The organism is Subsaximicrobium wynnwilliamsii (assembly GCF_007997225.1).
Taxonomy (GTDB): domain Bacteria; phylum Bacteroidota; class Bacteroidia; order Flavobacteriales; family Flavobacteriaceae; genus Psychroserpens; species Psychroserpens wynnwilliamsii.
In genome coordinates this window covers 286,709-310,945 of record NZ_VORM01000002.1, presented here as the reverse complement: position 1 = coordinate 310,945, position 24,237 = coordinate 286,709, and the positions used below count along the sequence as shown (strand labels likewise).

Sequence of the window (24,237 nt, the reverse complement as noted above, 5' to 3'; positions counted from 1 at the left end):
TTAATTGGTTAGATTCACTTTAACTGGTGTTCCATTTTTGAGCGACATCACACCCGATGTCAAAATGGTATCCCCTACCTTAAGTCCTGTGAGTACACGCGCCACACTATCTGTTCGCGCGCCGGTTTCCACCATAACTTCCTTTGCTTTTCCGCCTCTAGACACAAATATCTTTTTACCGTTTTGAATGGGAATCAAAGCTTCTGTAGGCACGAGAAGCGCGTCGTTGACCGTCTCAAGCGGCAACGTGACATTGGCAAAAGTGCCTGGATATAACTTACCTTCCTTATTATCGGCCAATGCTCTCATCTTTAAAGTGCGAGTTGCAATGTCAACCTGAGGTTCAATGGCGTAAATTGTAGCGTTATATACTATCTTGGAATTAGAGGTTGTAAAGGTCAAAGGACTGCCCGCGTACATTCGGGAGACATATTTTTCTGGAATGGCAAAAGTGATTTTCAACTGACTTGTATTGACCAAATTAGCGATTGGTGTTGCAGGAGTCACGTAGGTACCTTTAGAAATAGAGCGCAGACCAATAGTGCCAGAAAACGGAGCGCGTACGGTTGTTTTTGATAATTGGGCGGCAATGAGCTGCGATTCGGCACGAGCAGATTCAAAATCGGCCTTAGACACGTCAAATTCCTCCTGACTTATGGCCTGTTTTTCCAATAAAAGTTTCGCGCGTCTTTGGTTTTCGGAAGCCAGTTGCTGCGCTGTTTGCACTTTAGACAATTGCGCACGAAGCTCGATATCATTCACGCGAAACAGTATTTGCCCTTTTGAGACTTTAGCACCTTCGTCAAAATTAATACTTTCAACAATACCCGAAATTTCGCTGCGTATTTCAATTTCCTCATTGGCCTCCAAAGTTCCAGAAAGTGTGAGATTATCTGCAAATTTCTGCGCTTCAAGCACTTGTCCCTCAACGCCCATCACATTGACCGTCTTTTTTTCATTTTTTGGGTTATTGATTTTGGAGTTCGCGCTTATCCTATAAGCAATGAGCGCAATTATTCCACATACGATAAGCGTGAAAACAATGTATCTTTTTTTCATTAAAAGGAGATGTGTGGTAGTTAAGAGTACTTCCCAATGACACAAATCTAATTTTAAAATATTAGAAGCGCGGAATCTTGATTTTTATTTAACTTAACTTTAAAAGAATAGGATTCAAGATTTTTTTCGGGATAAATGACAACACTAGCTCAATCGTGACTACCCTTTCCAAAGACTATGGCATTGAGACTTTTTATGCGAAGATTGGCGTTTTAAAACAATAAAACTTGCGATTTAAGACGCTTACATGACTAAGATTGAATAGGATCAAGCTTGAGTTGCGCGCCACAAAGAAACTTCGGTTTAGACATTTAGAAATCCAAGTGTCTTGATTCAAGTAAGATTGAAATTGAATAGCTTAGCTATCATACTGGATTCGCAGCGTTCATGCAGAGCTCCTCACGAGACTTCGGGGTTGAAAATAATTTTTGTAACAAATTACACATATATTTGTTACAAATTATTCCGCCACAAACACAAATGATAAGCATAGAAGATAAAATTAAGCGAAAAATAATATCTCAAAAAGATGGTACATTGTTATTCCCTGAGGATTTTAATGATATTGGTTCTTCAGAAGCTGTACGCTTAGCATTACATAGACTTTTTAAGGATAGTTTTATTACTAGAATTGCACAAGGCATATATGTGCGTCCTAAAAATAATAGTCTAATAGGTGGAATTTTACCAACTGCCGAAGAAGTCGCTTACGGCATTGCTCAAAGAGATCGGATAAAAATAGTTCCAACCGGAATTTATGCCTTACATGCATTAGGAATTAGTCAGCAAATTCCCCTAAAACTAACTTTTTTAACTGATGGAGCACCTAGAGAAATACAGATAGGGAAGCAAGCTATAAAGCTTAAACGCACAACACCTAAAAATTTAAAAGCCATAGGTAAAATAAGTAGTTTAGTTATACAAGCTTTAAGATCCATAGGAAAAGGAAAAGTAACTCATGATGAAGAACTCAAAATATTAGAATTATTACAAGAGGAATCAGAAACGAATTTGAAACACGATATAAAACTTGCTCCAGTTTGGATTAAAAAAACAATGAGTAAAGCATTAAACAATGACAAAAATTAACTTTGCACTACTTTCAAAAAAAGATAGAATTGAAATATTTAATCAGACTTCAATTAATACGGGAATACCAGCTTATGCCGTAGAAAAAGATTGGTGGGTACATCTTGTTCTAAAAGTTTTGTTTGGAATGGAGATTGGAAACCATCTCGTTTTCAAAGGCGGTACTTCATTAAGTAAAGCTTGGAAAATAATACAAACAAAAAAACGCTCAAGCTAGATTAGATTCATTGTAGCAATTGAAAACTCCAGGATTACCTGCGGTGGTCCAGCAAAGCGCCGCTTTGAAAATCATACAAACAAAAAAACGGTTCGAAAACTTAAATTTTAAAGGTCTTTGGGCATGGCAGAAAATACTGTTTGTGTTAATGTAGCGCCTGACCGATAGGCAGGTTCGAAATGGACATAAAGAGTATTGCACAGAACCGGGAGCTCTTACTATTGAGTGAATGTAGCTTTTGCGGAAATAGGGAATAAGGATGTGCTGCAAGTGTGGGATTAAGCTAACTTCTGCTCTAATCTATCTTTCCATTTTTTCCAAGTTGGCATTATTGAACCTAGTGTATTATAGAATTCTTTGTTATGATTAGTAACCACCAAATGACACATTTCGTGTATTAATACATATTCGATACATTTTGAAGATGCTTTTATAATTTCTGGATTTAAGATTACTTTATCAATTGTATTACAGCTTCCCCAGCGTTTTGCCATTCTTCTAATTTCAATTTCAGGCATATTGAAATCATACTCTTTAAATTTTGAATAAGCGTCTATGGCTATCGAACTAAATTTTTTTTCAGCATGTACGTAATACCAATGCGCCAATAGTTTTTTAACCTGTTCTTGTTTTATTTCATTTTTACAAACTACTTCAAGCTTCCCCCCTTTAAGTTTGACTTGATTTTCTATTCCAAGAGTAACTTTTAAAAGGTAAGATTTCCCTAGATAATAATGCGTTTCACCAGAAACATAGTTCCGCTCTGGTGTACGTGGTAAAAACTGCTCAAAATAGGCTTGTTGTTTTACAATCCACTTTGCTCGTTTTTCTACTTTTTGCTCAATATCTTGAAATGAACTTTCGGTTGGCGCTATAATGTGAACTGAACTATCTGGATGAACCTCAATTCCTAATGTTTTTCGATTGGATCTTTTTAATTCATAGAAAATTTCTTGACTACCGTATTGTATTTTATGCATCAGAAATTATTTTTTGCAACTCTTAAACATTTAATTAAAATCGAATCAATTTCATCAAAGCTTATCTCAATTCCAAATTGTGTTCTTTTACCTATGAGATAATCTTCAATCTCATTTTCCATTTTATTCTGGATATCTACATTCTTTTTCCAGTCTGTTATGATAAGATTGTTTACTATAGCCTCTATTTCAAGTCCTGCTTTTGCTACTTTCTTTTTACTGATTTCTTTGTCAAGCTTTTTGATTAGTACTTCGTTTAATGCACCATAAAAAGCGCGTGCTCTTGGATTGTCTTGTAAGCCTTCAGGAATTCCTTCTTGATACCCATTTGCCAAATCTTCGCGTGTTTTCTGCATGGCTTCTAGGTACTCTTTTTCAGTAATTCGTCCGTCATAAAAATCGTTTATCGTATCTTCAATAAGTTGAGAGAATTTTTTATAGAAAGCTTCATCCTTTTCCATATTCTCTGTAATCACTCTTTTCATCTGGTTGGCAATAAAGTCTGCTTTTGAAGCTGCTGTTTTACCATAGGTTTCCAAGGCTTCCTCCACCATGTTTTTATCAAATATGTTGACGTCTCTAGCCAATACTTGCACTTCGTCTGCATCTATATAGGTGTCGAGTAATTTACGAACTCTTGGCTCATATTCTTTATAGGAAATCTTTTCGGCATATCTAAATTGAACCGATAAACGCAAGCTTTGAAACTTCTTTAGTTCATTTTTATAAAACCCTATTTGTTCGGTATTGAACTCTGAATAAAAATCATCTGATGCTAATGCTGTTTGTAATAGTCTGGCAAAAGCAGAAACACGGTCATAAAATTGATCTCGCAAGTCTTTTTCTGAAATGTGTCTTTCTAAAGCTTCAATATCACTTTTATTATAAACTTCCTTAAAAATATCCCACACTTCGGCGTGACGAACAGGAAGTTTTCTGATTTCATCCTTAATATCTACAACGGTGTTTTTTAAGTCTTCCTCATCAAAATCTTCTAAAGCGCTATACTCAGTTAACGCTTCATCCAGCTTTCCTAAAACACCAACATAATCTATGATGTGACCATATTCCTTTCCACTGAACAATCTATTTACACGCGCTATGGCTTGCAGTAAATTGTGGGCAACTAAAGGTTTTGCTAAATATAATACGGTATTTCTAGGGGCATCAAAACCTGTAAGTAGCTTGCTTACAACGATTATGATTTCTACTTCATTACTTGACTCTTTAAATCTATCTATAACATAAGTTTCATAGGCCTCCTGGTCATTAAAACGTTCTAGTATTTTCTCCCAATATTTTCTAGATTCACTTGTAGAATCTGACCAAACATCATCATTATTTTGCCTACTGTCTGGTGGTGTAAAAACGACTCTTGTGTTTATTTTTAGTGACTCGTTAGATTGCGCTTCAAAGTACTTTTGATATTTAATCGCAGTATCAATTTTTGGAACTGCAAGTTGGGCTTTAAAGCCTGTGCCTTTCCAGTTTTCAGAAAAATGCTTGGAAATATCAAAAGCGATTTCCTCAATAACATTGTCTGACTCGTAAATTTTTGCAATGGTGGCAAACTTCTTTTTTAAATCTTTTTGTGCTTCTTCGCTTAGCGGTGCTGCCAAGCGTTCAAAACCTTTATCGATTTGTTTTTTATTGATGCTTAGTTTTGCCGATCGCCCTTCATACAATAACGGAAGTACCGCACCATCTTTTACCGCTTGGTCTATAGTATATTTATGAATAAAGCCACCAAATTTCTTAGAGGTGCTTTTTTGGGATTTCATTAAAGGTGTTCCTGTAAAACCTATGTAGGATGCATTGGGAACAATACGTTTCATATTTGCGTGGGCTGAACCATATTGGCTACGGTGACTCTCATCCACTAATACAAAAATATTTTTTGATTCATCTTTTAAAGAAGCGCGCTTGGTGGCAATTTCAAATTTATCGATAATGGTTGTGATGATCTCGTTGCCTTTATCTTGTAATAGCTCAATTAAATCGTTACCACTTTTAGCCTTTTTTAGGTGTTTACCACAATTGACAAAGGTTTTAAAAATTTGTTTGTCAAGGCTTATTCTATCGGTTACGATAATAATTCTTGGGGATTCTATGGTTGTATCTAAGGCTAATGCTTTGGATAGCATCACCATCGTTAAAGATTTACCGCTACCTGTAGTGTGCCAGATCACGCCACCTTGACGATTGCCTTCCTTGTTGCGTGATTTTACACGCTGTATGGTATCCTGAACTGCAAAATACTGTTGGTAACGACATATCTTTTTATCGGGACCATCAAAAACAATGTATTTATAGGTTAGATCTAATAAACGTTTTGGACTGCATAAAGAATAAAGACCTTTATCTTGCTCGGTAACTAAACGGTCTTCCGAAGGAGTTTGATTTATTTTCTTTTTTAAAAGTTTGGTGACTTCCTTTTCTACATCTTCTTTCCAAAATGACCAAAATTTAGCTGCTGTACCTGTTGCGCCATATTTGACTTCGTTTGGATGCACTGCTAATAATAGTTGCGCATAATAGAATAATTTTGGAATCCCTTCTTTCTCTCTTTGGTTTCTTAGGTTTTGAGAAATGGCTTCGTCTATAGAATCATTTTTATCTCTGCGCTTATTTTCAATAACTACAAACGGAATACCATTTACAAAAAGCACCAAATCTGGACGACGTTTTCCTTTACCGCCTTCTACTTCAAATTCTTCGGTAACGTGGAATACATTGTTTTCTGGATTTTTCCAGTCGATGTAATTTACGGTATAAGCTTTACGATCGCCTTGTACGGTTTCGTTAAAACTTTTTCCTAAAGTAATTAAGTCGTACACGCGCTCATTAGTTTGCACTAAACCTTCGTTTGGCACATTTTTAAGTGCATTAATAGCGCCTTGAATACTACCAGTTGAGAATTTATAGGATGCTCCCTTATAATCAAAAGCGTTTATTTTAGACAATTGTTGTGCTAAGATATCGTCTAAAATAACATTGGTGTACATGTCGCCTCGTGCCTCAAAAACTTGTTCTGACGATAAGAATTGCCATCCCATTTTTTGAAGTAAATCTAAAGCTGGTTTTTGTGAGTCGTTGTATTCCTTATAATTAGCTACCATTGTTTCTTTCCTTATTATTTTTGCTTTTTGGGGAATTTTATATGTTTTTGGGGAACTATTTTGAGTTTTCAGGGAATTAAAACTTAGTATAAAATTTCTTCTCTATTGTTTCAAAACCTTCTAAAACTCTTTATAAACCCTATAAAATTAGCGTTATCATTAGTTAAAGCATTAGTTGCGTCATTAATTCCCTTATCAGTTTCTGGGGAAACTTTATTGTTTTTTAGGGAACTCGTTTAAATTTCCCCTAATTTTTATTTTCTAATAAATCTAAATAACAAACTGTCTTTCTAATAAATGACGATAGATCAGTATTGAAATAATTGTTATATACATCAATGAGAACATTCTTAACATAAGCAAAATTAAAAGTCCCATGCTGTAGATTACAAATAGCTTCTAACAATCGTTTGACCTCTCCAGTATTCTTATATATGATTTCCTCTCCATTAATCAATTGATTATGATACCTCAATCTCTTAGTTCTAACCGAAGTGGAATTTTCCATAATTAAACTTTTTCTTTGATTTAAAATATTACTATCATCTTCTAATCTTGCTATTAATTTCTTTTTGGCCTGAGACCTAGTCTTTACTTTCTTGAGCTTTTTTAAAATATCTTCGATATTGAAATCAGTTTTATTGATATAATAATAAATAGGCATAAAACCTGAACTTTGATAGCACATTGCTTCTAAGTATTCTATAGGTGCATTAATATCTTTGTCGCCTAAAAATCCTATGATAATATCATCGTCATGAATTGCAAAAGGGCGATTAATAACTGTGCCTGTCTTATCAATTTCCCCAATAATTCTAACTGCTTCCGCACCATCTTCTTGCTGTGAGTATTTGTCTAATACTTTTAATCTTTTTAACAAATTTTCATCAAGAACATAAGAATTACCTTTCTGAGTAGAGATTTTACCAGATTTAATATCAAAAATTCCTGCATTATGAACGCCAACAGTAGAAGCCGATGTGAATAATTTCATCCATTTGTCATTCTCTTTTTGTTTCGCTTCTTCTAATAAATGTATAAGATCGCCAGAATTGATTATACAACTCAAACTATTGTAACGATAATAGATTGAGGAATCAGACATAATATTACCATAACTCTTAATGCAAACCACAGGTTTCCTATCTATTGGATGAATAAACATTACACCTATTTTTTTTCCATTAATTAGAAATTCTTCTCTTTCAAAATCTGGTGCAGGCGATAAATAGAGATTTATGAATTGTGATATTTGATAATCATCTATTTCCATAAATGATTTTGTAATTCCAGAGATTAATCTAGGACTATCTGAAACTCCAAAAATCATATATCCTCCTAACCTATTGGCAAAGGAAGCGATAGATTTTAAATACTTGATACGTGACTCTCTTATATCCCAATCAAAATCAGATTTAAACTCTAGCGCAGTAGATTCTCTTTTGTAAAGACGACCATTTGCTTTCGTTTTCATCAACTCCACAATAATATCATTATCTAAAGGACTTTGCATATTTTTAAATTTTTACCCGTTTCGCTCCAGTTAACAACTGCTGCATTAAACCCTGTTTTTGCGTTTTCATGTTCCCTAGTTTTTTCCGTATCATATCTATTTCATAATCTCTATTTAATAATAACTCTCCAATTTTTTCCTGCTCTCCGAGTATAGGTATTTTTACTTTTACACTATTTATAATTCCTCCGCTCAAATTTGGCTGTCCACCTTGTACCATACTATGAACAATGTGAGGCATTTTCATTTTTAAAAGTTGGTAAATAAAATAGGTGCTAAATCCCTTGTTAAGAATTAAAGCTAATACAGCTTGATTAATAGCTCCTTTAATTTTTGTAATTCCGCAAACACCTGCGGTAGCGCCATACATTGCGACTAAAATTGTATCAATCTCGACTAGTTTTGCTGAGGATTTTTTTAAACCTAATTCAGAAATATAGCCCGTAGTATTTTTTATTATTCCTTTATTCAACTCCCCAGATTTTAACCAAGGAATTTTACCATTGTAGTATTCAACTTTCTTACTTGACGGTGTTCCACCTGAAAAAGTATCAGCAATATCCTTAATTTTCACTTCCTCCCACTCACCCTCAAACCCAGCAAACCGTTTCTTTCCAGTTAACAACTGCTGCATCAATCCCTTTTTTAAATCTTGTTTTTGGGCAATGAGTTTTTCTTGTGCTGCTATGGCTTTATCCCAAGTATTTAGGATGGTTGCTATTTTTTGTTGCTCTGGAAGTGGTGGAAGTTTTACATAAATACCAGACAAATCTTTTGCACTAATTGCAGGAAAGCTTGTTCCTGTGCATCTCGCCATTACTTGATTGTTTATATATTCAGCGTATATGAGTTGGTAAATAAATCCACTACATTTTTTTGCTCTAAGTTGAGCATATCCTGATGAAGCAACATAATTACCATTACTCTTAAAAAAAAGATTATTTTTTTGATATGGACGTACTGTTTGAAATAAAATATCCTCATTTTCTAATAATCTTTGAGCACGACTTGGTGCTTCAATTTTAGAAATTTTATTCTCCTTTCTTAAAGTGCCATCTTTCACACTTTCTAAATCTATATAAATAAATTTTTCAGGTAACTCTTCAGCTTTAGGATTAAATTTTGCTATTTCCTTGAATTGAACAATTTCCCATTCCTCAGGAATCCAACCTAACTTCGTTTTTTTATAACCTACTTTTCCTTCAGCCAAAGCAACCTCATTTTGAGTATTTTTATTCGTCATAATCTATAGTATAAAGCGGGTCTTTTGTTAAATCTGAAATCACAGCAGAACGATGGAAATCGAACCATTCTGTAAATAGTTTCCAAGTTAAGTGAGGAAACGTAGTGTCATCCATACATTGTCCATAGAGTTCGTTTATAAAAATTTTCTTCCAGTATTTTTTTAATTCCTTTTTTGGGTTGTCTATAAAGAGTTCGTCTTCTAATAAGTAACTATTGTACTCATCGATCTCTGCTAGCGTTGTAGGTTCTAAATCTGGAAATAGCGTATTGCTCCAATCGTAAAAAGGCTGTTTTGGTATAACGAGTAATACGCTTCGGTTTATGGTTGGGTGTAGTATCATTTTTGTCTCTTAATTTTTTGTTCTAAAGACTTTAAATCTTCTAAATCTATACGATCTGCTTCTTCTGCTGCTCCTTTTTTACGTTTATTATCATAGACTTCGTAATGTGCACGCACTTTCTTTTCCATTTGTTTATGACTTACCTTTCCAGCGTTATTCAATACTTGAAGATCATTAAATTCAATAATTTTATCTAAATTATTTTGCCAAAAACGCATCGTTAAATCTTGCTTGTTCTTGGCACGTAGTTCAGCTGTTTCTAAAAAGATAACGACTAGCCTGTTTAGACTGTCTAGTTCATCTTCTGTTAAATAGTTTTTTGCTACCGTAATATCCTGTTTTCGAACCACGCTACCTTTCCAAGTAGAAAGACCCATATTTAATGTTGCAGCATCAGCACGTTTTACTATAAGCGAGGCTGCTGTTTGGTTTGTGGTAGCATAAAGCAACTTGTTTTGAGCTTCTGCAAAAAACATTTGTGTGGCTTTATCTGTTGGGTCGTAATCACTACTTAAACTAAATAAGTCTCGTACTTTTTGATAAAAGCGCTTTTCCGAAGCACGTATATCACGTATGCGCTCTAATAATTCATCAAAATAATCTGCACGACCATCAGGATTTTTTAAGCGTTCATCATCCATTACAAAACCCTTAATCACAAACTCGCTTAGATTTCTGGTTGCCCATTGCCTAAACTGCACACCTCGTTTGCTACGCACACGATATCCAATGGCTAATATCATATCTAGGGCATAAAAAGTAACATTATATTCTTTATTATCTACCGCAGTTGTTAAGTAATCCTTAACAACTGAATCAGGATTTAACTCCTTGTCTTTCAGTATACTTGCAATGTGCATACTAATATTTGGCACGGAGGTGTCAAAAAGTTCTGCAAGCTGTTTTTGATTCATCCACACATTACCATCTCGCGCAAATAACGCTACGGAACTTTTACCATCTTGTGTAGTGTATATAATTATATTATTTTCTTCTTTATTACTCATAAGCATTCTGTTTTGAGTTGTCAAGTATTACTTGACAACTTTACTACTTTCTTATTCAGTTATTCGAAATTTTCGAACAACTGCTATTTCTATTTTATCAATCAAAAGTCCTTCCTTTAGGGAAGGATTTAGGATGGGAAAAATCCTAACTCCTTTAGATGTTTGTTCATTTCTGCACGTACTTCTACTAATTCAGCTTCTAGTTGGACTATATTTTTCTGCACTTCTGCGATGTCAACTGGGGCTTCTTCTTCAAACGTATCTACATAGCGTGGTATGTTAAGGTTGTAATCATTCTCAGCGACTTCTTTTGGTTTTACAACGGTACTAAATTTTTCAATAGTTTTAAAATCCTTGTGTGTAGCGACAATTCTATCTATGTCTTTTGTTCGCAACACATTTTGCTTTTTACCATCTTCAAAGCCTTTACTAGCATCAATGAATAATATATCTTTTGTTGTTTTTGCTTTATTAAAAATAAGAATCGCAGCAGGAATCCCTGTGCCATAGAATAGGTTAGTAGGTAAGCCAATAACCGCTTCCAATAGATTTTCTTCAATTAGTTTTTGGCGTATTTTCTGCTCTGCACCTCCACGAAAAAGCACTCCATGTGGCACAATGACACCAACTTTACCTTTAGGCGATGTGGTTTCAATCATGTGTAGGATAAAGGCATAATCTCCTTTCGATTTTGGTGGTACACCACGAAGAAATCTTTTGTAACGGTCTGCTTCTGCGTTCTCGTGTCCCCATTTATCGAGGCTAAAAGGCGGATTTGCCACTACAATATCAAACTTCATTAAGGCGTCGCCTTCTATAAGTTTAGGATTGTTAATGGTGTCGCACCACTCAATCTGAGCAGAATCCATTTTATGTAAAAAACAGTTCATTTTACTCAATGCCCAAGTATCGCCATTACTTTCTTGTCCGTAGATGGCAAAATTATTGGTAGAATTGCCTTCTTTATCTTTGGTTTCTTCGGCTACTTTAATTAGAAGAGAACCAGAACCACACGTTGGATCAAATATGCGGTCTCCTTCTTTTGGCGACACTAATTTTGCCAATAAGCCAGACACTTCTTTTGGCGTAAAAAATTCTCCGCCTTTTTTACCAGCACCAGATGCGAACTTTTCTAACAGATACATATAAGCTTCTCCAAGAATATCTTCTTTATCATCCCAAAGTGATGGACGGAAATCTAGTTCTGGTTTTGCGAAGTCATTGATTAGGTTCTTAAGACGACGGTTACGATCTTTAGTTTGTCCTAATTTATCTGAGTTGAAACTGATGTTTCTAAAAACACCATCCAACTTTTCAATATTGCGCTCTTCTATTTGGGCAAAGATTTTATCTATTTTCTCGCCAATATCGGTATCGTTTCTATGATCGAATATAAAATCAAAAGAACAATTGGGCGGAAGCACAAAGCGCTCACGTTTTAGTTTTCTTTGAATTAATTCCTCGTTGTCACCATACTGTTCTTTGAGGGCATTGTAATGGTCTTTCCAAACATCACTTAAATACTTGATGAACATAAAAACCAAAATGTAGTTTTTGTATTCTGAGGAATCAAACGCACCTCTAAAAGTGTCGCAGGCATTCCATAATGCAGCGTTTATTTGGTCTTGTGTTGGTTTCAATTTATTTGACATTTTATAGTATGTTTAAAAGTTGGGCAGTTGTTAGTTTATTTTTTAGTTCTATTATTTTATTGTTAAGTACTAACTCCTGATTATGAAGGTTTGCAATTTTAGCTATTTTGGTCTGCATTTCTAAAGAAGGAAGTATAATTGGCGCATGTTCTATTGTTGCTTTGTTTATACTCGTTGTATATGTGCCAGCCTCATTTGTTTTGAAGTAATTTTGAACTTTTGACTGATTGATGTACCAAGCAACGAAATCTGGATTTGCGAGATTTTTATTTATTTTAAGTACGAATAAAGCAGAGGAAGCAATTGTCGGGATGTCGTCGAAACCCATGTAAGATACAGCAAAATTATTTGCCCCTTTAGAAATAAAAAGTACATCTCCATTCTCTAAATAGTTTTTGGTTTTGATTTTTTCTCCGTCAACCAAAACACAATCATTGCCAATAACGGTGTAATTTTCCTCAAAATCTTTTAGCTGAATAACACGAAGGCTTCCATTGTGGGTGTGTTTTATTTTATCCCTAAAAGAGTGCCCAGAAGAGAGTCCGTTATAAGCGAGAATTGATTTTAGAACAACTGATTTGTTTTGCATAATCCTACATACATAATTAGTACGATGCAAATATACACAAAATAATATTGTAAAACAATCAACATTTAATACATAATAGCTATGATGTAATAACTATACAAATTCATCTATACTTATTCGTGCTTTAATTCTTAAAACTCATATTAAGAATTTTGTTTATATATTGAGCTAATTAACAGCGAGCGAGGACTGTTGACGCATCTTCGCTTTGATTTCCTCAAAATATATAGCATCTTCCTCAATACTTAAAAATCTATCGTAGTTATGCAAGCAAATTCCTCCTTGTGGCATCACTTATTGGCCTTGGAGATAGTTCTTGTCCAAAAAACAGTAGAACTTGATTTATTTTTGCAGTCATTAAATTTGGCTTCCCTTGTTCTATATCTCGTATAAATCGTATTCCAACACCAGTCAAATCAGATAACTCTAACTGTGTCATTTTACTTGCTTTTCTGCTATTCCTAACAAATTCAGCAATAGTATTATTTCGATTCCAATCTTTCATAATTATACCCATAAGGGTGTAAAGTAATGCAATGTATAAATTTTATACCTCATTAGGTATAATTTTTTATTTCTGTTCTTAATTATACCTTTTCAGGTATGAACTTAATTTGAGTTATATAGAATGGGGTTGTCGGTTTTTGATTGGATATTGAGTGACATAACTTTGTTGTTCATATAACGCTTCTCATGAAGCTTCGGGATTTCAAACAAAAAGTTCAAACTGATAAATTTAAGTAAGCTTGGGCAAGTGATAAATTGCAGAATCAGTTGCAGCGATTCAAAATGAGCTCTGCCATGAAAATACTTAAATAGAAAGTCGCTCAAGTACACTTGGCGCATCAAATAGGAGAACTAGATTCCCTGCGGTGTTCCAGCAAAGCGCCGCTTTGAAAATCATACAAACAAAAAAACGCTCAAGCTAGATTAGATTCATTGTAGCAATTGAAAACTCCAGGATTACCTGCGGTGGTCCAGCCAAGCGCCGCTTTGAAAATCATACAAACAAAAAAACGCTCAAGCTAGATTAGATTCATTGTAGAAATTGAAAACTCCAGGATTACCTGCGGTGGTCCAGCAAAGCTCCGCTTTGAAAATCATACAAACAAAAAAACGCTCAAGCTAAATTAGATTCATTGTAGCAATTGAAAACTCCAGGATTACCTGCGGTGGTCCAGCAAAGCGCCGCTTTGAAAATCATACAAACAAAAAAACGCTCAAGTAAACTTGGCGTTTTTTCTTATTGTATGATTTATTCGTGACCTCGACTGGATTCAAACCAGTAACCTCTTGAGCCGTAATCAAGAGTCCTTGTATTTGTTCATTACCTGTACTTTACCTAAGTACTCAAAAAACCCTTTGTTTACAAGCAACTCACTAATATCATCAAAATACAATACCTGTTCATTACTCTTTAATACCATGAAAAGTGTGAAAATTGTGTGAATACATACATCTTTGGTTTAAATCAAAAAGGGATGACTTATAATATTTCAATTTATCATGAAAATGTTAAAAAAGTAAGATACTTCACCACTGGAATCGGCTTAACAGAAAAAGAGTTTGACACCATATGGTTAAACCCTGAAAATAAAAAATTAAGAGGCACGAACAAAGAAATAATATTAAAGTTAAAGGCTATTGAAAAAAGAGCGAATGATGAAGCCAAAGCAATGTCTGTTTTTGATTTTTCTAAATTTGAATCAAAGCTATTTTGAAAATCCACCGATAAAAATAACATAAAATATCATTTTAATTTAGTCTCGACAAACATATAAGTAATGACAAAATTGGCACAGCAGAAAGCTACAGATACACCCTTAATTCCTTAGCTACTTTTAGTGAGCTCAAAAGAGATGTAGTATTGATAAATTATCCTTTACTGATATTACAGTCGATTGGTTGAAGGATTATGAACTATTTATGGTTGGCAAAGGTAAAAGCTATACCACTATAGGAATTTATACCAGGACATTAAGAGCTGTCTTTAATAATGCCATTCAAGAAAATGATATTGGTAATGATATTTATCCCTTTGGAAAAAACCAATACAAAATACCTCGTATTAAGAAGGTTAAAAAAGCATTAGATAGTGTGCAACTCAAAACACTGTTTAATGCTAAGGTTGCCAATGAGAACGAGGGAAAGGTCAAAGATTTTTGGTTTTTTAGCTATGCTTGTAATGGTGTGAATTTGAAAGATATCGCCTTACTGAAATATTCAGATATTGCTGATAATAAATTCACCTATAATAGAGCCAAAACTTTTGATAAGTCCTCAGAAAAGACAGAATTAACTATTTATTTGACCGAATTTACAAAAAGCGTGATTAAAACATAAGGCGACAAAAAGAAAAATGGTTTGGTGTTTGACATTGTAACACAAACCGAAGGAAGCGAAACTCAATACAAGAAAATTAAAAATTTCAATCGTTATATAAATGACCATATTAAAAGAATAGCAAAAGCAAACGAACTACCTGAGGATTGTAGTTTTTATTGGGCGCGTCATTCTTTTGCTACTAATTCGATTCGAAAGGGAGCATCAATGGAATTTATTAGTGAAGCATTAAATCATAGTGACCTCAATGTAACAAAGAATTATTTTGCAGGTTTTGAAGATAAAGCAAAGAAGGAATTTGCGAATTCTTTACTTGACTTCTAAAATATAATTGTTTGTTTTAAAGCTACATTTAATACACTTACTACACTACAAATATGAAAGACATCTTAATAAACGAAGAGCTTCTAGAAAAAATTAGAAAATTTAAATTTATTGAAACTCTTAATAGTGTAGAAACAATAAATATTGTGCCTGATGTACTTACTCATCATCATCTATTAATGTATCGTTCAATTGATGAAGCTATAAAGCAGAGTTATATTGCGCAAAATAAAAGCTTATTATATAAAGAAGAGTGGCAAAAGCTTTCTAAAAACTCTAATTATAGCATTTATGGCCAGGCTATTTCTCCCTTTCCTTTCGTAATTGAAGGTGCATATCATAGTAGGATAAGTTTATGGACTAAGATAAATAGCCTATTGCATCCATTTGAAAAACATACATTAGAAGGCAATCACAATTTGAATAGTTTATTAGATTTAAAACCATATTTCAAAAAATATGCGGAAGGATTTAATGAAGGTTTCAATGATTTCGAAAAAGATTTAATAACACCATTGCTTCTTAATTTAGGATCACCAGATAGAGAAAGCTATGCCAATGAGGTATTCAAGTTTATTACTACTGACAGATCATCGTCGCCAACAGTGACTAGTGGCAAAGGATTTCTTTTCACTATCAATTCAGATATCCAATTCGAAATAGGCAATGGTTATCAAGATGGAGTATTTGAAGGTTATCATTATCGAGCTTGGAGCATTATATTTTCTAAAAATGAATTGTTTACACCAATATTCAAAAAGTATTTAAATGGAGAAATTATCGCTAATACAAAGAAACCTGAATTAAAAAAGGAGGATCTTTCAAAAATGCAAAACCATCTCATTTCTAGAGTCAGCCTAGAGTATGTCTATGAATTTTTCAGTGTACTAGGAAAAACTCCTAATAGTAAAGGAAAATTTTATCTGAATGAGCAGAAACTATTAATATTTTTTAAATCCACTTTTGAGGATAATGAACCAATACCACAATCCTTTCTCTCATGACTATTGTCTTTCATAAAGTAAAATTAAACGTAAATCCTTTTTTGATTTTCTATCATCAATTTTGCGATCAAAGTATATGATTGCAAACACTCTGTTTCAGATGGCACAAAACCCGCATGAATTACGTCATTACGAATATTGCTTATCTGTTTTTGAACATATTTCAAATCATTTATCTTAGGACCAAACTCATGAATTATTTCAATTTTTTTAAAAATTGTCCTATTACCCTTTATTATCCATTCTTTAAGTTCAATTGACCTTGTAGGCAATCTAACTAAAATCAAAGTATCTAATAAAATATCTAAGCAAGTGCCTATATATAATATTGACTCCTATAATCACCCGCTAAGAAACATTTATGCGCATCGCGTAAAAGTCTATAATCAATGGAGATTTCCTTATTTTGATTTGATAACCTGACTATTTTTTTTAATAATTTGAGGTTTAGACCATCTTTTTCTTGAGTCGTTATTATAATTTTTGTACCACTATGTTTTTGATATAAATTTTGAGATTTTGCTTCGTTATTTTTATAATAATATGTAAAATTATTATTCATTTCTCCAGCAACTCTAATTGTTCCAAGATTTAAAATCCAATAGAGTGGAAACAAATTCTCTTCAAACTTTTTAAGCCAACGATCCGTCTCTATTATAAATTTGTCTTGGTTATTTAAAAAATTTACATCCTTGATATTGAAAACAAATTTAAGAGTTTCAACAGATGAAATATTATTGCCCGAGTCAACCAACCTACCCCAATTTACTTCTTGGTTAAATTTGACAGTTGATTGAGGAAAAGGTTCAGAAAGAAAAGGAAGTGATTCTTTTTCGATATCATTCCTTAAAATAGGCATATACAAATGCCCCACATGCTGCCCAATAATAATTTCAATTTTTTTATTCAGGCAAGAACCATGGCATGGGAAAGGTGTGTTCAAAACAATATGACCTACAAATTCCATATATTTAGCTTTAATATTACAAGTTCAATTAACTCTATTAGAACCATATAATTTTCATAAAAAAACCTATAACCTTTTAATGGGTCTTATTAAATAAATGATATCTATTTTCTATTAATTCAATATAATTACGCTGCATACTCTCACTCAAAAAAGAAATTTTAATCAAGTCAATAGCAACTTCTTGCAATTCCTTAAAACGTTTAAAAACCCCTTCAATTTGCTTTTTAGACAAACCTAGTCCAACTCCAAAATCAAAGAGTATTTTCTTCGTTATTTTTTTCTTTTTCCCAGCAATAGTTAATGCTAATTCTTCTTTGTCCAATGGATTAACAATGGCAACATTTAATAAATCATAAGCAGGAGATAAAGCCCATCCGTAAGACGTTTTTATCATAGAGAAGTTCTTTAAATGCATATCATTATTACCAATTAAGAAACTAAAAACAGTCAATTCGTAAAATCGGAGAAGATCTAATAATGTATTATCTGCATACTCATGAATAGCCTTGCCGATACGTTCCATAGAACCGCGATACTTATCAAATGCCTCAACAACCTGAAACATATCGATCATATGGATTTTAGAACCATCTTCGTTTCTGTCAATACGTTTAGTGATATAGGACAATTCCCCAGAAGCCAACTTAATAAGTGAATGCGTAACAACTTCAATACCAAATAGTTCTGCCATTTTCATTGTCAAATGCTCGTTTGCTGGCATTTCAGCATAATCTTCTGAAGGTGGTTTAAAAATATAATTACCACCTAGAGCACCAACCACTGTTAATCGTTTGTCCTTTTTATTATCCTCAATCAAGGACATAGAAATTTTAGGTTGAACTCCAGGAACAGAAACACTGCGCTCCACAACTTCTAATGCCAATTCAGACATTTCTTTTAGAGAGTATTCTATTTTAGGAGGATTTTCAACTCCAAAAAAAGCAAGGCTACATTCCCGATGAAAATCTTCACCTGAGGCAACCTCCTTATAACAGTATAAACACTTACTCATCTTTCATCTGTATTGGTTGAACACTTACAGCACCTATGCAATTTTGACAACAGGCCAATAACAGCCCCATTCGGTCGTTGGTATTAATCTTCCAATTTTTTGAAGCGATGTCTAACAGCCATCCTTCAGGTATTAAACCTTCAAAGAATGGAAATAGTCGTTTTTCCTTATATTCTTTATTTCTTACAGGCATAGTAAACGTTATGAATTGACTGGGATAATGATTGACATAAGCATCCTCATACTTAAATGTGAATTCTCCATCATCCGTTTCTGTCAATAATCCACAAATAACATTATCATATAAGATCTTAGCTTGTCTCATCTTCTTTTATATTTTTCAAACTTATAGGCACCAGTTTATGCCCAAACATCTTTAAAACTTGATTAACCTTATCAAGATTCAAATTTGTTTTGTTCTGTTCTATTTTTCGGACCACGGTTAATGCCACTCCTGCCCTATCAGCAAACTCCTCTTGAGTAAGATTAACTTCTTTCCGCCGTGTTTTCACAAAATCTGCCAACTCTTCCATTATATGTATTTACGTATAATTATACACAAAAATACATAATTATATGCAATAACATACAATTCATTTAAAATTATAAATACTATATGTTATTGCATATAACTACTAAGTTTTACTAAAAACTATATTTATAGCATTAATAGTAGCCATTTGGATATAAGTACTTCTCATTTTTTTTGCTTTGAATTACACATTAATTCGTAGTGTTTTTTTGTCATATGATAGACTCGCACTTATCGGAAGATGTTATTTAATTACGTAACATCAAAATCAAGTCTATATTTTCTTGATCGGATATAATTAACTATTGAAATTTATTTCAAAAAGATTAATGAGCCGTTTATGAGTACATAATATGCTTATTCTTTTACCAGCTCTCAAAAAGATGTAGTAAGTGTAGTCCTAAAACAAATAATTATTTTTCAGTCGATGGACTGGAAGTTGGAAAAGCTGGAATATAGGAGTAGTGTGAACAGCCTTAATTTTAAAATAGTATGAATATAGTGTGAATATAGAAAACAAAAAAGGGTCTCAATTTCTTGAAACCCTTATAAACACCAGTGACCTCGACTGGATTACCTGCGGTATTCCAGCAAAGCTCCGCTTTGAAAATCATACAAACAAAAAAACGCTCAAGCTAGATTAGATTCATTGTAGCAATTGAAAACTCCAGGATTACCTGCGGTGTTCCAGCAAAGCTCCGCTTTGAAAATCATACAAACAAAAAAACGCTCAAGTAAACTTGGCGTTTTTTCTTATTGTATGATTTATTCGTGACCTCGACTGGATTCAAACCAGTAACCTCTTGAGCCGTAATCAAGTGCGCTATTCAGTTGCGCCACGAGGCCGATTTTTGAATGTTTTAAAACCTTCCAGTTCCCTTTAAAAATCTTAACAATTATACTTGCGCTAAGCTTTTTTAAGTGGGTGCAAATATAAAGCATTTATTAAAAATATACCAAACTATTTATTTCAAATTTCTAAATGTTTATTTTTGGCTTATGATACCACTAAACGTACTCAATCCTTTCCAATATCAGTTTGACGATGACTTATTGAAAAACATAGCATCAGAAGGCCAAGTAAGGGAATTTAAAAAAGATGAAATCATTATAGACATTGGTCAAACTCTTACGCATGTGCCTTTACTGTTAGATGGCAATATAAATGTGCTGCAAGAGGACGATAATGGCAATGAGCTGTTGCTCTATGTTTTAGAGTCTGGCGATACCTGTTCTATGTCACTTACTTGCTGCGTGGCAAAATCTAAAAGCCGGATTAGGGCAATTGCCGACAAAGATACCAAGGTCATCATGATTCCGAACGACAAAATGAGCCAGTGGTTCAATACCAACGAAACCTGGCGCAATTTCATACTACAATCTTATCAAACCCGCTTTGACGAGATGCTCGAAACCATAGATACCCTCGCATTTATGAAGATGGATGAACGCCTATTAAAGTATTTAACCAATCAGGTTAAATTAAATGCCAACACCATCATTAGCAAAACCCATCAAAATATCGCTGAAGACCTCAACACCTCGCGCGTTGTGGTTTCAAGACTTCTCAAAAAACTGGAAAACGATCACATCCTCAAACTCAGTCGTAACAAAATTGAGGTTTTGGAATTCTAGAGCGCTTTTATTTCGCAAAAACTTATTTTATATTTAATCGCATCATTCAATACATCACTTATATGGAATACCTAATTCAACCTTGGCCTTGGTATATCTCTGGTCCCTTGATTGCCATCGTCATGTTCACGCTCATCTATTTTGGGAAAACCTTTGGCATGTCGTCCAACCTTCGCACCTTTTGTGCCATTGGGGGTGCTGGAAAAAAGACTGAATTTTTCGATTTTGACTGGAAAGCCCAGCGTTGGAACCTCATTGTAGTGCTTGGAGCCGTTATTGGTGGCTTTATCGCACATTTTTTGTTATCGGCACCAGTCGCAATCGATCTCAATCCCAAAACGGTAAGCGACTTGTCCCAACTTGGTTTTAAAAATGCAGGAGACGCCCTCCTACCGCCAGAGCTCTATAGTTGGGACGCCTTATTGAGCTTTAAGGGTTTAGCTATTTTGATTGTTGGTGGATTCCTAGTTGGTTTTGGCACCCGTTATGCCGGCGGCTGCACCTCAGGGCACGCCATTACTGGCTTGAGTAATTTGCAATTGCCTTCGCTCATCGCAGTGGTTGGTTTCTTTTTGGGAGGTTTGGTCATGATTCATTTACTGTTTCCTTTAATTTTTAGTTGACTATGAAAAGTTTGAAATTTTTACTCGTTGGAATTATCTTCGGAATAGTACTCGTTAAATCGGAAGCAGTCTCTTGGTACCGCATTTATGAAATGTTCAAATTTGAATCCTTCCACATGTATGGCATCATAGGCACTGCAGTGCTTACTGGAATTTTATTACTCTTGATTTCCAAGAAATTTCAGTTCAAGAATATCAAGGGCGCACAAATGCAGGTTCCTGCCAAGGAAAGCGGCATTACCAATTATTTGGTTGGTGGCAGTATTTTTGGATTGGGATGGGCCTTATCTGGTGCTTGTCCTGGCCCCATGTACATCCTTGTCGGCACTGGTGTATTCTCAATGCTCATTGTAATTGCGGCTGCTATTTTAGGCACTTATGTGTATGGAGTACTTAAGCCTAAATTGCCTCATTGAGCTACCTCTCGGGAGTAAATACCATAAAAATAAAGCAATGACCTCGGGGCAAGCCTTCAAGGTATGAATTGAAAGATTTCTTTGTATTTCGAGGCAAGCCTCGGGGAATACCCTCAGGAGGGATTGAAGACTAAACTCCAAGTAGTATGGCCGAAATAATGTTAAATTGTCTTTTACCAAAAATGAAATAATGGAACTATATACTATTTTAGGATATGTTGGCGCCTTTGCTGTGGGACTTGTCTTAGGACTCACTGGTGGTGGCGGCTCAATCATTACGGTCCCAGTACTCGTGTATTTAGTTGGTGTAAATCCAGTTACAGCCACTGCCTATTCACTCTTTGTGGTGGGTACTACCTCTTCTATTGGCGCTTTTCAAAATTACCGGAAACAACTCATCGATTTTAAAACAGCCATCATATTTGCAATACCGGCCTTTACAGTGGTATATTTTACGAGGAGGTATCTGGTGCCCGCCATTCCAGATATTCTATTCCAAACCGACAACCTAATCATCACGAAAGACCTTTTCATTATGGCCTTTTTTGGGGTCATCATGTTTTTGGCTTCTCTCTCGATGATTCAATCACATGAGGATTTAGAGTCTAAAGAAAAAGCCGAAAGCATCCATATCCCATTTCTAATTTTGATTGGTATTTGTGTTGGTCTACTTACAGGGGTCGTTGGTGCTGGCGGAGGTTTCCTAATCATACCAGCTTTGGTACTCTTGGCCAAAATGCCCATGAAAACCGCAATTGGCAGTTCTTTATTCATCATCGCGCTCAATTCACTCATTGGTTTCACGGGCGACCTTCAAAGCAGAAGCATTGAATGGCCATTTTTACTCATCTTTTCAGGCATTTCCATCCTGGGGATTATTGTTGGTGTTTATGTTTCAAAATATATTAGTGCCGAAAAATTAAAACGCGGTTTTGGATGGTTTACACTTTTAGTGGCCATAGCGATCCTATACCGGGAACTATTTTAGTACAGTGACAAAAGTCACAAAGTGGACTTCAACGGTACCCTATCTTTGAAGGAAACAAAATAAGTACCAAATTTCTTTTAGTTACAACCTAAATCTTTCAGTTTATGAACATTGAACAAATTTATACAGGCTGCCTGGCACAAGGCGCTTATTATATCGAATCCCAAGGCGAAGTGGCCATCATTGACCCCATGAGAGAGACGCAACAATATATTGATAAAGCCCAAGCTAGTGGTTCAAAAATCAAATATATTTTTGAGACGCATTTCCATGCCGATTTTGTTTCTGGCCATATTGATTTGGCAAACAAGACCGGCGCTACCATCGTTTTTGGCCCGGGAGCTAAAACGAGTTACGACATCCATTCAGCAGCAGATAATGAGGAATTCAAACTGGGAAACATCATCATCAAAGCCTTACATACACCCGGGCACACGCTTGAATCCACAAGCTATTTGCTCATTGATGCGCAGGGGAAAGATCACGCCCTATTTTCTGGAGACACCTTGTTTCTTGGCGATGTTGGACGTCCTGATTTGGCAATTAAGTCCGATTTAACCAAGGAAGACCTTGCAGGCATGCTCTATGATTCCCTTCGGAATAAAATAATGCCACTCGCCAATGAGGTTATTGTATATCCTGCACACGGCGCTGGATCGGCCTGCGGAAAAAACTTGAGCAAAGAAACGGTGGGAAGCATAGGCCATGAGAAAAAAACCAACTATGCCCTACGGAAAGATATGACCAAGGCTGAATTTGTTGCAGAAGTATTGGACGGTATCGCACCACCCCCACAATATTTCGCCAAAAACGCCATGCTTAATAAGTCTGGATACGATAATTTTGAAACTGTGTTAAAGACCGGAAACATTCCGTTATCGCCTGAAGCATTTGAAACGATTGCCAATAATCAAGACGCCCTGGTTTTGGATGTGCGTAACCAAGCAGATTTCATTGAAGCCCACATCCCTAATTCCATTTTCATAGGTCTCAACGGGCAATTCGCCCCTTGGGTTGGCGCTTTGATAACCGATATCAAGCAACCCATCTTATTGATTGCGCCAGAAGGTCAAAGCGAAGAAGCCGTGACGCGACTATCACGCGTGGGTTATGACAATACTTTGGGCTATTTGGAAGGTGGCATGGATGCTTGGAAAGCTTCGGGCAGAGATATTGATAAACTAAAATCCATTTCTGCGGAAACATTTGCCAAATTGGCTAAATCTGAAGATCTCAACATCTTGGACGTTAGAAGAGATGGCGAATATAAAAGCAAGCACTTGGAAGATGCACAGCATTTTGCCTTGGATTATATCAATAGCCACATGAATGAAGTCTCTAAAGACAAAACTTACCACATACACTGCGCTGGTGGTTACAGAAGTGTGATTGCCGCCTCTATCTTAAAGGCTAGAGGATATCATGATTTGGTAGATGTTGCTGGAGGATTTGGCGCGATTAAACATACCGATTTGCCAATTACAGAATTTATTTGTCCGTCTACATTGTAGTTTTTTATCGCAGCAACGCAGAGTCAAAAACACGAAACCTTCCGAGATTTTATAATCCTGAACCGTTT

25 protein-coding genes and 1 tRNA gene are annotated in these 24,237 nt (G+C 35.0%); 11 read left to right on the top strand and 15 right to left on the bottom strand.

Translation table 11 applies throughout. The features are described 5' to 3' along the window. Complete coding sequence (locus ESY88_RS02735; RefSeq protein WP_147085387.1) at positions 1-1,059, bottom strand: efflux RND transporter periplasmic adaptor subunit; 1,059 nt, start codon at positions 1,057-1,059, stop codon at positions 1-3. Between the two features lie 450 nt (positions 1,060-1,509). Here ESY88_RS02735 and ESY88_RS02730 point away from each other — a divergent pair, with 450 nt between their 5' ends. Together ESY88_RS02730 and ESY88_RS02725 are read left to right on the top strand one after the other, a co-directional pair. Then, positions 1,510-2,148, top strand: coding sequence for a DUF6088 family protein (locus ESY88_RS02730; RefSeq protein WP_223270688.1), 639 nt, complete (start codon positions 1,510-1,512; stop codon positions 2,146-2,148). Beyond that, on the top strand, positions 2,135-2,365 hold the full coding sequence (locus tag ESY88_RS02725; protein WP_147085386.1) for a nucleotidyl transferase AbiEii/AbiGii toxin family protein: 231 nt from the start codon (positions 2,135-2,137) through the stop codon (positions 2,363-2,365). The genes ESY88_RS02730 and ESY88_RS02725 overlap by 14 nt, the downstream gene beginning before the upstream one ends. 278 nt (positions 2,366-2,643) lie before the next feature. Here the strand turns inward: ESY88_RS02725 and ESY88_RS02720 are convergent, their stop codons facing one another. From ESY88_RS02720 to ESY88_RS02680, 9 genes are all read right to left on the bottom strand, one after another. After that, positions 2,644-3,345, bottom strand: coding sequence for a M48 family metallopeptidase (locus tag ESY88_RS02720; RefSeq protein WP_147085384.1), 702 nt, complete (start codon positions 3,343-3,345; stop codon positions 2,644-2,646). Beyond that, on the bottom strand, positions 3,345-6,464 hold the full coding sequence (locus tag ESY88_RS02715) for a type I restriction endonuclease subunit R (RefSeq protein ID WP_147085382.1): 3,120 nt from the start codon (positions 6,462-6,464) through the stop codon (positions 3,345-3,347). The genes ESY88_RS02720 and ESY88_RS02715 overlap by 1 nt, the downstream gene beginning before the upstream one ends. Before the next feature lie 247 nt (positions 6,465-6,711). Beyond that, the gene (locus tag ESY88_RS02710) at positions 6,712-7,977 is read right to left on the bottom strand and encodes an AlbA family DNA-binding domain-containing protein (protein ID WP_147085381.1); all 1,266 of its coding nucleotides are present in this window, start codon (positions 7,975-7,977) and stop codon (positions 6,712-6,714) included. 4 nt (positions 7,978-7,981) lie between these two features. After that, positions 7,982-9,220, bottom strand: coding sequence for a restriction endonuclease subunit S (locus ESY88_RS02705; RefSeq protein WP_147085379.1), 1,239 nt, complete (start codon positions 9,218-9,220; stop codon positions 7,982-7,984). Continuing rightward, positions 9,210-9,563: a hypothetical protein gene (locus tag ESY88_RS02700; protein ID WP_147085378.1), complete on the bottom strand. Its 354-nt coding sequence runs from the start codon at positions 9,561-9,563 to the stop codon at positions 9,210-9,212. Before ESY88_RS02700 ends, ESY88_RS02705 begins: the two co-directional genes overlap by 11 nt. Then, complete coding sequence (locus ESY88_RS02695; protein WP_147085376.1) at positions 9,560-10,570, bottom strand: virulence RhuM family protein; 1,011 nt, start codon at positions 10,568-10,570, stop codon at positions 9,560-9,562. Before ESY88_RS02695 ends, ESY88_RS02700 begins: the two co-directional genes overlap by 4 nt. Before the next feature lie 128 nt (positions 10,571-10,698). Beyond that, complete coding sequence (locus tag ESY88_RS02690; protein ID WP_147085374.1) at positions 10,699-12,222, bottom strand: type I restriction-modification system subunit M; 1,524 nt, start codon at positions 12,220-12,222, stop codon at positions 10,699-10,701. 1 nt (position 12,223) lies between these two features. Next, a complete protein-coding gene (locus ESY88_RS02685) occupies positions 12,224-12,811 on the bottom strand; it encodes a restriction endonuclease subunit S (RefSeq protein WP_147085373.1) in 588 nt (195 codons plus the stop codon). A 262-nt stretch (positions 12,812-13,073) separates the two neighbouring features. Further along, entirely contained in the window at positions 13,074-13,316 is a 243-nt protein-coding gene (locus ESY88_RS02680; RefSeq protein ID WP_147085371.1) for a helix-turn-helix domain-containing protein, read from the bottom strand. A gap of 976 nt (positions 13,317-14,292) precedes the next feature. Between ESY88_RS02680 and ESY88_RS02675 the strand changes: the two genes are divergently transcribed. From ESY88_RS02675 to ESY88_RS02660, 4 genes are all read left to right on the top strand, one after another. Continuing rightward, a complete protein-coding gene (locus tag ESY88_RS02675; protein ID WP_147129018.1) occupies positions 14,293-14,532 on the top strand; it encodes a hypothetical protein in 240 nt (79 codons plus the stop codon). Positions 14,533-14,677: 145 nt separating this feature from the next. Continuing rightward, the gene (locus ESY88_RS02670; protein ID WP_223270693.1) at positions 14,678-15,154 is read left to right on the top strand and encodes a phage integrase SAM-like domain-containing protein; all 477 of its coding nucleotides are present in this window, start codon (positions 14,678-14,680) and stop codon (positions 15,152-15,154) included. 24 nt (positions 15,155-15,178) lie between these two features. Continuing rightward, positions 15,179-15,478 carry a tyrosine-type recombinase/integrase gene (locus ESY88_RS02665; protein ID WP_189702495.1) on the top strand — a complete coding sequence of 100 codons (300 nt, stop codon included), beginning with the start codon at positions 15,179-15,181 and terminating at the stop codon, positions 15,476-15,478. 53 nt (positions 15,479-15,531) lie between these two features. Beyond that, the gene (locus ESY88_RS02660; RefSeq protein WP_147085363.1) at positions 15,532-16,482 is read left to right on the top strand and encodes a hypothetical protein; all 951 of its coding nucleotides are present in this window, start codon (positions 15,532-15,534) and stop codon (positions 16,480-16,482) included. A 316-nt stretch (positions 16,483-16,798) separates the two neighbouring features. Here the strand turns inward: ESY88_RS02660 and ESY88_RS02655 are convergent, their stop codons facing one another. The 5 genes from ESY88_RS02655 to ESY88_RS02635 all read right to left on the bottom strand — a co-directional run bounded on the left by ESY88_RS02655 (position 16,799) and on the right by ESY88_RS02635 (position 19,842). Beyond that, positions 16,799-17,449, bottom strand: coding sequence for a hypothetical protein (locus ESY88_RS02655; protein WP_147085361.1), 651 nt, complete (start codon positions 17,447-17,449; stop codon positions 16,799-16,801). Between the two features lie 76 nt (positions 17,450-17,525). Beyond that, entirely contained in the window at positions 17,526-18,464 is a 939-nt protein-coding gene (locus tag ESY88_RS02650) for a HipA domain-containing protein (RefSeq protein WP_147085359.1), read from the bottom strand. Further along, positions 18,457-18,789: a HipA N-terminal domain-containing protein gene (locus ESY88_RS02645; protein ID WP_147085357.1), complete on the bottom strand. Its 333-nt coding sequence runs from the start codon at positions 18,787-18,789 to the stop codon at positions 18,457-18,459. The genes ESY88_RS02650 and ESY88_RS02645 overlap by 8 nt, the downstream gene beginning before the upstream one ends. Further along, a complete protein-coding gene (locus ESY88_RS02640; protein ID WP_147085355.1) occupies positions 18,776-18,997 on the bottom strand; it encodes a helix-turn-helix domain-containing protein in 222 nt (73 codons plus the stop codon). The genes ESY88_RS02645 and ESY88_RS02640 overlap by 14 nt, the downstream gene beginning before the upstream one ends. Before the next feature lie 771 nt (positions 18,998-19,768). After that, positions 19,769-19,842 (bottom strand) — tRNA-Arg (locus ESY88_RS02635). Between the two features lie 153 nt (positions 19,843-19,995). Between ESY88_RS02635 and ESY88_RS02630 the strand changes: the two genes are divergently transcribed. The 5 genes from ESY88_RS02630 (at position 19,996) to ESY88_RS02610 (ending at position 24,169) form a co-directional block, all read left to right on the top strand. Beyond that, positions 19,996-20,631: a Crp/Fnr family transcriptional regulator gene (locus ESY88_RS02630; RefSeq protein WP_147085354.1), complete on the top strand. Its 636-nt coding sequence runs from the start codon at positions 19,996-19,998 to the stop codon at positions 20,629-20,631. Positions 20,632-20,693: 62 nt separating this feature from the next. Further along, positions 20,694-21,254, top strand: a complete 561-nt coding sequence (locus tag ESY88_RS02625) for a YeeE/YedE family protein (protein WP_147085352.1) — start codon at positions 20,694-20,696, stop codon at positions 21,252-21,254. A gap of 2 nt (positions 21,255-21,256) precedes the next feature. Then, a complete protein-coding gene (locus tag ESY88_RS02620) occupies positions 21,257-21,670 on the top strand; it encodes a DUF6691 family protein (protein ID WP_147085350.1) in 414 nt (137 codons plus the stop codon). Positions 21,671-21,860: 190 nt separating this feature from the next. Beyond that, a complete protein-coding gene (locus ESY88_RS02615; protein ID WP_147085348.1) occupies positions 21,861-22,658 on the top strand; it encodes a sulfite exporter TauE/SafE family protein in 798 nt (265 codons plus the stop codon). A 104-nt stretch (positions 22,659-22,762) separates the two neighbouring features. After that, positions 22,763-24,169, top strand: a complete 1,407-nt coding sequence (locus ESY88_RS02610) for an MBL fold metallo-hydrolase (RefSeq protein ID WP_147085346.1) — start codon at positions 22,763-22,765, stop codon at positions 24,167-24,169. The last annotated feature ends 68 nt before the right edge of the window (positions 24,170-24,237 follow it).

Coding starts and splice junctions, on each gene's coding strand:
- ESY88_RS02710 (WP_147085381.1), bottom strand. CDS start 7,977: ATGCAAAGTCCTTTAGATAATGATATTATTGTGGAGTTGATGAAAACG.
- ESY88_RS02675 (WP_147129018.1), top strand. CDS start 14,293: ATGACTTATAATATTTCAATTTATCATGAAAATGTTAAAAAAGTAAGA.
- ESY88_RS02690 (WP_147085374.1), bottom strand. CDS start 12,222: ATGTCAAATAAATTGAAACCAACACAAGACCAAATAAACGCTGCATTA.
- ESY88_RS02640 (WP_147085355.1), bottom strand. CDS start 18,997: ATGGAAGAGTTGGCAGATTTTGTGAAAACACGGCGGAAAGAAGTTAAT.
- ESY88_RS02725 (WP_147085386.1), top strand. CDS start 2,135: ATGACAAAAATTAACTTTGCACTACTTTCAAAAAAAGATAGAATTGAA.
- ESY88_RS02695 (WP_147085376.1), bottom strand. CDS start 10,570: ATGAGTAATAAAGAAGAAAATAATATAATTATATACACTACACAAGAT.
- ESY88_RS02705 (WP_147085379.1), bottom strand. CDS start 9,220: ATGACGAATAAAAATACTCAAAATGAGGTTGCTTTGGCTGAAGGAAAA.
- ESY88_RS02650 (WP_147085359.1), bottom strand. CDS start 18,464: ATGAGTAAGTGTTTATACTGTTATAAGGAGGTTGCCTCAGGTGAAGAT.
- ESY88_RS02720 (WP_147085384.1), bottom strand. CDS start 3,345: ATGCATAAAATACAATACGGTAGTCAAGAAATTTTCTATGAATTAAAA.
- ESY88_RS02630 (WP_147085354.1), top strand. CDS start 19,996: ATGATACCACTAAACGTACTCAATCCTTTCCAATATCAGTTTGACGAT.
- ESY88_RS02680 (WP_147085371.1), bottom strand. CDS start 13,316: ATGAAAGATTGGAATCGAAATAATACTATTGCTGAATTTGTTAGGAAT.
- ESY88_RS02700 (WP_147085378.1), bottom strand. CDS start 9,563: ATGATACTACACCCAACCATAAACCGAAGCGTATTACTCGTTATACCA.
- ESY88_RS02735 (WP_147085387.1), bottom strand. CDS start 1,059: ATGAAAAAAAGATACATTGTTTTCACGCTTATCGTATGTGGAATAATT.
- ESY88_RS02615 (WP_147085348.1), top strand. CDS start 21,861: ATGGAACTATATACTATTTTAGGATATGTTGGCGCCTTTGCTGTGGGA.
- ESY88_RS02625 (WP_147085352.1), top strand. CDS start 20,694: ATGGAATACCTAATTCAACCTTGGCCTTGGTATATCTCTGGTCCCTTG.
- ESY88_RS02610 (WP_147085346.1), top strand. CDS start 22,763: ATGAACATTGAACAAATTTATACAGGCTGCCTGGCACAAGGCGCTTAT.
- ESY88_RS02655 (WP_147085361.1), bottom strand. CDS start 17,449: ATGGAATTTGTAGGTCATATTGTTTTGAACACACCTTTCCCATGCCAT.
- ESY88_RS02660 (WP_147085363.1), top strand. CDS start 15,532: ATGAAAGACATCTTAATAAACGAAGAGCTTCTAGAAAAAATTAGAAAA.
- ESY88_RS02620 (WP_147085350.1), top strand. CDS start 21,257: ATGAAAAGTTTGAAATTTTTACTCGTTGGAATTATCTTCGGAATAGTA.
- ESY88_RS02645 (WP_147085357.1), bottom strand. CDS start 18,789: ATGAGACAAGCTAAGATCTTATATGATAATGTTATTTGTGGATTATTG.
- ESY88_RS02685 (WP_147085373.1), bottom strand. CDS start 12,811: ATGCAAAACAAATCAGTTGTTCTAAAATCAATTCTCGCTTATAACGGA.
- ESY88_RS02715 (WP_147085382.1), bottom strand. CDS start 6,464: ATGGTAGCTAATTATAAGGAATACAACGACTCACAAAAACCAGCTTTA.